The sequence below is a fragment of the Microcoleus sp. FACHB-831 genome (assembly GCF_014695585.1).
In the GTDB taxonomy this organism is placed as follows: domain Bacteria; phylum Cyanobacteriota; class Cyanobacteriia; order Cyanobacteriales; family FACHB-T130; genus FACHB-831.
In genome coordinates, this window is the sequence record NZ_JACJON010000007.1 from 1 (window position 1) to 9,137 (window position 9,137).

General features: G+C 46.7%; 11 protein-coding genes. 2 read left to right on the forward strand and 9 right to left on the reverse strand.

Annotation, left to right across the window (positions count from 1 at the left end):
• Positions 1-61: 61 nt before the first annotated feature.
• Both H6F77_RS00130 and H6F77_RS00135 read right to left on the reverse strand, forming a co-directional pair.
• The gene (locus H6F77_RS00130) at positions 62-430 is read right to left on the reverse strand and encodes a hypothetical protein (RefSeq protein ID WP_190484054.1); all 369 of its coding nucleotides are present in this window, start codon (positions 428-430) and stop codon (positions 62-64) included.
• 4 nt (positions 431-434) lie between these two features.
• Positions 435-662, reverse strand: coding sequence for a hypothetical protein (locus tag H6F77_RS00135; RefSeq protein ID WP_190484056.1), 228 nt, complete (start codon positions 660-662; stop codon positions 435-437).
• A 47-nt stretch (positions 663-709) separates the two neighbouring features.
• On the opposite strand from H6F77_RS00135, the gene H6F77_RS00140 reads away from it, so the two are divergent.
• A complete protein-coding gene (locus H6F77_RS00140) occupies positions 710-1,285 on the forward strand; it encodes an Alr1449 family protein (RefSeq protein ID WP_190484058.1) in 576 nt (191 codons plus the stop codon).
• A gap of 172 nt (positions 1,286-1,457) precedes the next feature.
• Here H6F77_RS00140 and H6F77_RS00145 read toward each other — a convergent pair whose 3' ends face one another.
• From H6F77_RS00145 to H6F77_RS00170, 6 genes are all read right to left on the reverse strand, one after another.
• Positions 1,458-3,743: an FUSC family protein gene (locus H6F77_RS00145; protein WP_190484061.1), complete on the reverse strand. Its 2,286-nt coding sequence runs from the start codon at positions 3,741-3,743 to the stop codon at positions 1,458-1,460.
• A gap of 148 nt (positions 3,744-3,891) precedes the next feature.
• Positions 3,892-4,104, reverse strand: coding sequence for a hypothetical protein (locus H6F77_RS00150; RefSeq protein ID WP_190484075.1), 213 nt, complete (start codon positions 4,102-4,104; stop codon positions 3,892-3,894).
• Between the two features lie 142 nt (positions 4,105-4,246).
• Positions 4,247-5,044 (reverse strand): OST-HTH/LOTUS domain-containing protein, encoded by a 798-nt coding sequence (locus H6F77_RS00155; RefSeq protein WP_190484063.1) that lies wholly within the window; start codon positions 5,042-5,044, stop codon positions 4,247-4,249.
• A gap of 278 nt (positions 5,045-5,322) precedes the next feature.
• On the reverse strand, positions 5,323-5,607 hold the full coding sequence (locus H6F77_RS00160; RefSeq protein WP_190484066.1) for a hypothetical protein: 285 nt from the start codon (positions 5,605-5,607) through the stop codon (positions 5,323-5,325).
• Positions 5,597-5,893 carry a BrnT family toxin gene (locus tag H6F77_RS00165; RefSeq protein WP_190484067.1) on the reverse strand — a complete coding sequence of 99 codons (297 nt, stop codon included), beginning with the start codon at positions 5,891-5,893 and terminating at the stop codon, positions 5,597-5,599. The genes H6F77_RS00160 and H6F77_RS00165 overlap by 11 nt, the downstream gene beginning before the upstream one ends.
• A gap of 175 nt (positions 5,894-6,068) precedes the next feature.
• Positions 6,069-6,926, reverse strand: a complete 858-nt coding sequence (locus H6F77_RS00170; RefSeq protein ID WP_190484069.1) for an acyl-CoA desaturase — start codon at positions 6,924-6,926, stop codon at positions 6,069-6,071.
• Between the two features lie 203 nt (positions 6,927-7,129).
• Here H6F77_RS00170 and H6F77_RS00175 point away from each other — a divergent pair, with 203 nt between their 5' ends.
• Positions 7,130-8,395, forward strand: a complete 1,266-nt coding sequence (locus H6F77_RS00175) for a TetR family transcriptional regulator (protein ID WP_190484071.1) — start codon at positions 7,130-7,132, stop codon at positions 8,393-8,395.
• Positions 8,396-8,561: 166 nt separating this feature from the next.
• Here the strand turns inward: H6F77_RS00175 and H6F77_RS00180 are convergent.
• Positions 8,562-9,137, reverse strand: a 576-nt coding sequence (locus H6F77_RS00180) for a sensor histidine kinase (RefSeq protein WP_190484073.1), incomplete at its 5' end; no start/stop codon positions are given.

Here is a 9,137-nt window from a genome sequence, read left to right on the forward strand (position 1 = left end):
CTTCTATGACCGGAGATATAAACGAGAATTCTCTGAGATGCACCGATTTTACGACCGCCTGTTAGGGGACAACAGTTAATTTACCTGATTTTGGGCTTAACCGAGAAGTATTGGGAGGGGTTTCAGGTAGACTTTCCCGGTTCAGAAAATCTTGCTGCTGCCAAACCTCTAGAACTTCTAGCGGGGGAGCTGGTTTGGCCGATTGAATTGTACTCGTAGGCGTAATGACGTAGCCGCCTGGGGAAACGAAGCGAAACCCAAAGCGATCGCTTAGGTAAAAGACATCCCGGCTTGGCTTGGTTGAGGAACTAGGAGCAGGGGTTGCGGCGATCGCCGCAGGAGTGGGAGATTGAGCGGGTGATGTTGAAAGATGGGTGCTACAGCCAACAGCCAGAAATGTCAGTAGCCCAAGTGCAATAGTGCGCTTCATATCGCTAGCCTAAGTATTCTCCAATCTTGATTTCGTCTCCAGTCTGGCAAGATTGCGATCGCTTAGGTTGTCTTGTTTCAGTTTGAGATACAAAGGTAGAGCGACCCGATTTTCCTTCGATCTGCAACCAAATACGCCGTTTTGACGATAGCGATCGCCCCACTATTACAGATATCGATTCAAGTTTTGAGAACTGTGGATGAGTAAGGTTAACTTTCCTTAGATGTAACATTGACGATAGATCGGTATACCCTCGTTAGGTGAACCCTCTGTTTGGTTATGTCTAAAAGAAAAAAGCACAATCTCGAATGGCTCAAGGAAACCCTAGAGCTAAAAGAAGACCACAACTGGAAATCAAAGCCAGAATCTAGGATATTCGTAGCAGGACGAGGAGCGTTGCGCTTCGATGTTCCCCATAATTGGTATTTTGAACCGGATAAGAAGTCGTTCCGGTTTCTAGACAGAAAGCCACCGAAGGATGATTGTCGCTTAGAAGCTTCATATAATTTGCTGCCTCCTGGTAACTGGGCAGATTTTCCCTTAGTTCCCCTATTAAAAAAAGTAATTCGAGATGATGAGCGCAATCCCATCGAACAAGGGGAAATTATTCGGCTAAAGCGCCAAACTGCCCGCGTTGTTTGGACTCAAATCAAATTTATTGATCCGCAAGAAAACCGCGAAGCTTTTTCTCGAATTTGTATTGGGTTAGGTTCTGGCGTTCAGTGTCTTATTACTTTTGAATATTGGGCAGACGATGCAGAACGCATGATTCCTGTATGGGATACGGTTATGGATTCGTTAGTTCTCGGTTTGTATATCCGCGATCCTCGAACAGGACTTGCATTTCCCGACTAAACGTTATGTGATGACAATAAAAGCTGGCGATCGCATTCTTTGATGAAGGGAGAGCGATCGCTTCCAGCGCTGCGCTACGCGCAATCGCACTCGTGCCTGCTTGCAGCCAAAATTCAGCTAAAAAATTGAGAGATTGCTCTCTTGTAAGTTAACAATGAAAGCGGCACAAAAGTCATTTTTGCAGACGGGCGATCGCGCTGTGCATAGCGGCAATTTCACGGACAATTCTATCCAGTTCTGTGGAAACAGGAGTTCGTTCCCGAACTGCTTGCACTGTAGCAGTCAGCGTACTTGGATTGGTGGCAAACTCTGATATTCGAGTCGCGTGTAATTGTGCAATATGCTCGTGAATTGTTTCTAAATAAGTATCCAGCGCTGGTAGAGGCTGCGGTGGCTGTCCTTGTTGCAGAGCATCTGCTAAATTCTCTAAAACCTGGACAATAACATCAGCAAATTGTTTGAGATCGGCAACGAGGTACTCTCCGCTAAATTCCCGTCGATGTTCTGCAAGGGTTGTGACTGAGCTGAAAAAGCCGCGAATGTAAAGTATCAGCGTCGTGACGGGTTCAACTTCTCCTTGAACGTGACGGGGTTCGCCGAATAAACGTTGAGCCGCAGCCGCAGCATTAGCATTCTCCAAAGCTGCTTGATGGCGCAGGTTTCTGATTGAGTCAGAAGATGGATTTTGTCGTGAATTGAGATAGCTGGCGATGACTTGTTGAAAGTAGGCAAGATTGGCTCGAATCGTAGTTTCCAGTTGTGTCGGAAGCTGCTGTCGCTCCCAACTGGGGAACAACAGATAGCTACCAATTAGCGCCAATACTCCCCCAGCTAAAGTATCGGCAATCCGCAATACTCCAATGTGCAAACCACCTTTACCCGTCACGTTGAGGAGCAAGATGATGACAGGAGTAAGCAGGGTGATGAATATACCGTAACTCAGGGGTCGCAGCGACATAGCAGCAACCATGAGTAGCAGGATACAGATGGCGATCGCTACTGAATTGTGCAGCAGCAAGACTAGAGCAATGCCTAAGATTCCACCTAATGTGGTGCCGATGACTCGTTGCACGGTTGCCTGAGATGTTCCGCCAAAGTCCGGCTTGAGTGCAACTAGAGCGGTTAGAGTCACCCAATAGCCTTGAGGTATTTGCAATAGCTCAGCCAGTAATTCAGCGATGGTTACTATCAGCGCCAGTCGCAACGCATGACGAAACAGAACTGAGCGAAACGTGAGGTTATTTTTCAGCGTATCAATTATTGAGGAACGCTCTGGCTGCATCGGTAGGGAAATGTCTCGCTGAGCAATGCTGCGCCGTTCTCCCCGTTGCAAATCTCTAACAATTTCCGCATCGGTATGAAGCTGATCTGCGAGTAGTTTAAGGCTGGTTGTAATTTTGCTAATGTTGACAAATTCAGCATAGTCATCGTTCTGAGGGCTGTTCGTTTGATTAAGGACTTGAGAGCGCAATATTTGCCACTGGTGTTCCAGCGCTTCGATTGCCCGATCCAAATCTTCTAGGTGAACGGAGTTTTTGCTTTTGGCGATCGCTTTTGATAACATTTTTAAAGCAATTGCCAATTGTTCCATTACTTGGTTAATTTCTCTTTGCACCCGCTCGAATAGCGGACGATCGGATGCGATCGTTAACACTTCGACTAATGCCACAATCGAATTGCTAATTTGAGTGGCATCCTCAAGCAAGACGAGTAATTGATTTCCTCGCAGATTAGCGGCTGCTTGCCTCGTCCACACATCCGTCCAGACGCTACGAGCAGATACTAACTCCTGCGTGACATTATCTTGAGCTTGTAAAAATCGCGTTGCCCACTCCTGACGATCCTGTGGATTCGATCCGATCTCGCTTGCCGATTCAATAAATTTGCTCAACGTGCGATAACCAGCGGCGACTGCTTGCATGGCGGGTTCATAAGGGCGCAGTACCCACAATCCCAGAGACAACACTGTTGCCCATGCTCCGCCAGCTAGACACAGGGCGCATTGCTGAAGCACGGTAGATATGTTGGGAAAGGAAGCAAATTTAGCAATCGAGACGACAAACATCAGCGATGTGACCAAGCTGACTGTCGCCGGGATTCTGCCATATAGACCCGCTAAACCTGCAATGAATATTACAAAGAATGTCGTCGGGATTGCTAACCAGAGGGTGTGGCTAACCAAATTTGCGATTAGCAACGCCACAGTCACTCCAATCGTTGCCGAGATCGCGGCAGTCGCCTTCTGGCGGTAGGCTCCACCCACATCCACCATTCCAACGAACAAGGCAGCCATCACCGCGATCGCACTAGCAGCCGCACGATCTGTCAGGATGCCAACACCAATTGGCCCCCCCACTAATGCAAGAGTACGCAAGCCAGAGGAAATGGCAGGTTTACCGGGCTTGAGCTGAAACTGCTGTAACAGCCAGTTTAGCGGTCGTTGAGGTGCAGATGGCATGGTTAGGCTAGGGATTGGGTATAGAGACAGTGCAAAGCGATCGCGTCTTACAGAATTTTAAGCAGAGCTTACTCAATGGGAACCCAACTCTATATCTACATTTCGCAGAACTTCTAGCAAGGCGGCGTTAACCGCAGCCAAAAGCAACCTACAGGCGCGATCGCATTCTTGATGAAGCAAGAGCGATGTAACTCCAATCGTCGCCGAGATCGTGGCAGTCGCCTTCTGGCGGTAGGCTCCACCCACATCCACTATTCCAACGAGCAAGCCAGCCTGCGCGGAGTAGTAGTTTGTGACTGGGGATTTTCGCTTCTGCTGCGTCTTCCCGCAGGGTGACGAAAAGCATTTGAGACAGTCGCATCGCTTGTTCCCTTTCTCTAACTGGATTATCGCCATTCCAGGCTAGAACATTGGTTGCAACGCTTCAGCCGGGAAGTTGGGGAGGGTGTGCGATCGCGTCTTCAACGCAAAAGCTCGAACGTGCTGCTCAGTTCAGCGATTTGTTAGCGCGGAACTTTACTTTTGTATAGAACAGATATGCCATTCTGTTTGCCATCTTGACTCTCGACAACCTCAAATAAGCCAGATGCCTTCAAAACACCTTTTAAAGTTTTAATTCCGTACTTCTCAGGCGTACACTCAGGGTCTTGGTTCTTAATAAATTGTCCTGCTCTTGCTAACAAAGTCATATCGCCTATTTTGTCTGTATGTATTTCAGCTAGGCGCAGTAACTTGACAATTCTTGTGTTCTCCCATGTTGTCTCCAATGGATCGAACAGATTTATATACTCAACTTCCGAGATAACATCTGCCTTTAATCGTTTGTATAAAATATCGATGTTTGGGTTAGATTCGGCGTAATTCTCTCGAAGGAAAGCAAGCAAGCCAAATACAAATAATCTTATCTCTTTATACAGGAAAATTGCCTCTTTGCACTGCGATTCCAGCTCAGCAATGCAAGCCCTACATCCTTCTTCCGTGCTTAATATGTTCAAACCTTTCGACTCACCAAAGTGATGAACAAGCTTGTTCCGATGGGCAACGATATCTCTTAATTCCTCAACAAAATAATCAGTATTATATTCTGTAGACTCAATAAAATTATTTATTAGCTGTCCTAGAGTCTTCGACTTTACTGCTTCTGTGTACCTCCGAAAGCTATTGCTACCTTTTTCAGTAGCATCCGGGTGTATAAATGGGAGAAGCACTTTCAAACCTTTCTCGATTTGCTGAAATATCAATATATTTCGTCCTATTTTTCTGAGGACTTCATTCACTAACTCGCGATATTCACTTTCCATAATCTAGGAGAAATTAAAAAGCACTAACTCTTTAGTAGGCTGGAATTCTCCGTATATTACCCTCAGTAGCATAGATAGACTGAAAACTTCAGTCTATCTTCAGGTAAATTACAGGCTTTGCAAAGTCACGAGGACGCTGCTGTAGATTCTCAAGAGCGATCGCCCTAAGCAAAAGCGTTCTAAGGGGGATCGCACACAAAGCCTCCTTCACCTTTCTAGCTGTGTTGTATAAATTTGGGTGAGTTGAACAGCAGGTGCGATCGCGTCTCTAATAAAGCTTATTTCTCGGCAACTTCGCTAAGTGCTTCATGAATCACTTCATCACTAACACCATGACGTTTTAGGCTTGCAATCAAAGCTGAAACTGTATCACCCTCTAATCGCTCAAGATCTGCTCGAAGCCCTTGACCAATATAAGCTCGAATTAAGGGTTGATAGCCAGAAAATCCCACTAATGGGGCTACTCGCTTGAGAGACGCGATCGCGTCTTCAGGAATGCGAATCGTGATGGTGGTCATAGGACGGTTTTTATCCAATCGTTTTTTCAAGGCTTCAATTTTCATAGTATTCTCGCTCCTTGCGCGTTGCTTTACGAGCCGAAATAATCCGAATCATGTCCTCATCCTGTTCAATGTGAACCACATACAGGAAATTCCAGCGCCGATCCAAACCAATCACAGCATCTCGTGCTTCATCATTGCGACTGGCATCAACGACCACTAAAAACGGATCGAAGAAAACTTCTGCTGCTTGCTCGAACGTAACACCATCATGTTTAGCAGGATTTTTCTGAGCCTTCTCATCATCCCAAACAAAGGTGATACCGTTCAGAACAAAAAATACGTCCATGCCTCTAACTGTAAGCAAAACGTATTTACATTGTCAATACGCTATTGATAAATCTAGATGCAAGGCAAAACTTAACCCCTAACTCAGCCGCAGGCATCCACTTAAGTGCGATCGCAAAAAAAAGCGGGCAATTGCCCGCTTTTTTGGAAATATTACCGCCTAAAACAAAAGAAGCTTAAACTTCAGCTATAACTTCTGCGGGGGGATAAACAATGCGCTTCGCAAGTCCAAAGGTTTCCAATACTTTGATCGCCCACCAAGTCATATCTAGTTCCCACCATTTCCAACCCGCTTTTGCCACATTAGGATAAGCATGGTGGTTATTGTGCCAGCCTTCGCCGTAGGTCAGAAGTGCTGCCCACCAAAGGTTGCGCGAACCATCTTCAACTTCAAAACGGCGATCGCCCATCATGTGGCTAGCAGAGTTAATCAACCAAGTGCTATGCCATAAAAAGACTGCTCGCATGAACACGCCATAAATTACAAAAGACCATCCGCCCACCGCATAAAGCAGCACAGCAAGTGGAATTTGCAGCATCAAGAAATAGCGATCCAACCACATGTAATAAGGATCTCGCGCCATATCTGGAGCATACTTCTGATACGTGTCGCGGTCAAAGAATTTATCGCGAGGATACAAAATCCAAAGCATGTGGCTCCACCAAAAGCCTCGACTCGCCGCATACGGATCTTTGTCTTCATCCTCAGTATGCAAGTGGTGCTGGCGGTGTCCAGAAACCCAAAATATCGGGCCTCCCTGAAGGGCAAGCGCTCCGATCGTAGCTAGGATATACTCTAACCACTTTGGTACCTGTAAACTCCGGTGGGTCAGCAGGCGATGGTATCCCAAGCAAATGCCGATACTACCAAACAACCAATGTAGGGAAATCATTACTCCCAGTGCAGACCAGGAAAAGAACCAGGGAGCCAGTAGGACTAGCGCATGGAAGGTTCCGAAAAAGGCAACATTCGTCCAACTCAGTTTCAGCGACTCTGAGGACGTTTGTCCATTACTCGTCAAATTTGTCGTCATAAACCTTTTTTTCGAGAGCCTTGCATCCTTGTCTTACTGACTGATTCTGGGCTAGTTTGTGCTTTCCCGCTTCTAAGTCGTTAGGTCGCGCTCGATCTATTAACGAACGGTCGCTACAGTAGAGGAACGATGCAAGTCTTACTTACATTTCCAAGGTAACAATTTTTCTAGAAAAATGCAAGTGTTACTTGCAAAGTGATTTTATGTCCGAACGTAAATCGACTCGACAACGCTTGGTGCAAGCAGCACTCCAACTGTTTGCTGCTCAGGGCGTGACGGAGACAACCACTCGGCAGATTGCCGAATTGGCAGATGTGAACGAAGTAACGCTATTCCGCCAATTTGGAAGTAAGCATGGCTTGCTTTTGGCCGTGATTGAGGAAGCAGAGGTGTTTACGCAACTGGGAGAAGACCTGGGACAGCAAGCAAATCAAATTCAGGGCTTCGCTCCAGCACTACAAGCTTATGCCGAGGGTTATCTCAAAGCGGTGGAGCAGATTCCAGAATTTGTGCGATCGCTCGTAGGAGAAGCTGGGCAATATCCCATCGAAAATCAGCAAGCGATCGGGCGAGGACTTGCCCAAATTCATCGCTACACGATTCAATATCTCGCCGCAGTCATATCTCAGGAGCAGCAACAATCAAAACTCCCGGCGGTGAAGCTAGCCAGCTTGCTCAATACGTTGCTACTAGGCTATGCCGTAATTGAATTTACGACCAAATTTCACGAACTCTGGCCAGATCGAGAGGCATTTATTGCCGATCTAGTAGAGTTATTTATTTCTCCTGAACGCACGCACGCTCAATCCGCCGAGCGGGGCAGCAGTTTAGCAATCGTGGAGCCGGACGGGACTAGACAGGGGGGAGAGATCGTAGATTTACCCGCTCCTCTAGTGAGATTGATTCTGCAAGCAGCCCGCAAGTCTGGGCTTCAAGAGTATGCTTTAGTTTATGTACTCTTTGGCTCTGGACTCAGACCCAACGAAGTTGCCAATCTCCAGCGATCGCAGTCTATTTACGATAATCACCAACATTTGCTGCAAGTAACTCAAGGTGCAATCCGCCAAGTCCCGCTAAATCAATGGATTATGGGATATCGCTATGGCTCATACACGAGAAACCCATTGACTCAATGGATCAAAACTCGCAAAGACGATCTCCCAGCAATATTTATCAACAAAGTTGGGCGACCGATGTCTGAGGTAGAGCTACGCCTGCGCTGGCAAGAAATAGTTGCTGGGATCGCCACCCCGTCCGGGAATCCTCCTGCAATCGAACAAGCCCAACAAACGTGGTGTGTCGAGATGCTAATGCGGGGCATAAACCTAGAAGCCTTAAGCATCATTACTGGCTGCGATCGCGAACAATTGCAACCCTACGTGCGGCGATCGCAACAAAAGGTGGCATTAGAACAAGCCATCCGCTTAGATCGACACCCAGTCAGCAAAATTGATAGCCCTGGTGGTTAATAGCGTTCGGCTTAAGCCACGTTCTTCCTCGCGCCGACGTATGATACAGCACGAGTACGCTACTAAGTAGGAGAACTGATATTAGATCGTGTTCATGTTGTAGGTTGGGGAGCGTGTTCAGAAATGGCAAGAGATGATTTCTGAGCGCATCGTAACCATCGTCCATTTAAATTGTTCGATGAACTTTTTGTTTGATAGGAATCTGAATCGCAAACTCGGTTCCTTCACCAGGAGTGGAGAAGCATTCCAATTTTCCGCCATGCTTTTCCGTAATAATTTGATAGCTGATAGACATCCCCATCCCCGTTCCCTTCCCAATCGGTTTAGTTGTGAAGAAGGGATTGAATATCCGTTGCTGAATGTCTTTGGGAATACCAACTCCATTATCCGCGATCGCGATTTGCACCCATTGCGAATCAATCACTGAAGTGGTGATAGTGATTTGATCGGGATTGTCTTTTTTGTCCTGATAGGTGCAATTGGCTTTGGTTTCTTCCAGTGCATCAATCGCGTTTACCACGATATTCATTAAAACTTGGTTGAGTTGTCCCGGATAACACTCCACAAGGGGCAAATTTCCATAGTCTCGAATCACTGCGATCGCTGGGCGGTCTTGTTTTGGTTTTAGGCGATGTTGCAAGATCAGCAGCGTACTTTCAATTCCTTCATGGATATCCACTTCTTTCATGTCCGCTTCATCCAATCGAGAGAACGTCCTTAGCGATTTAACAATTTCTCGTAT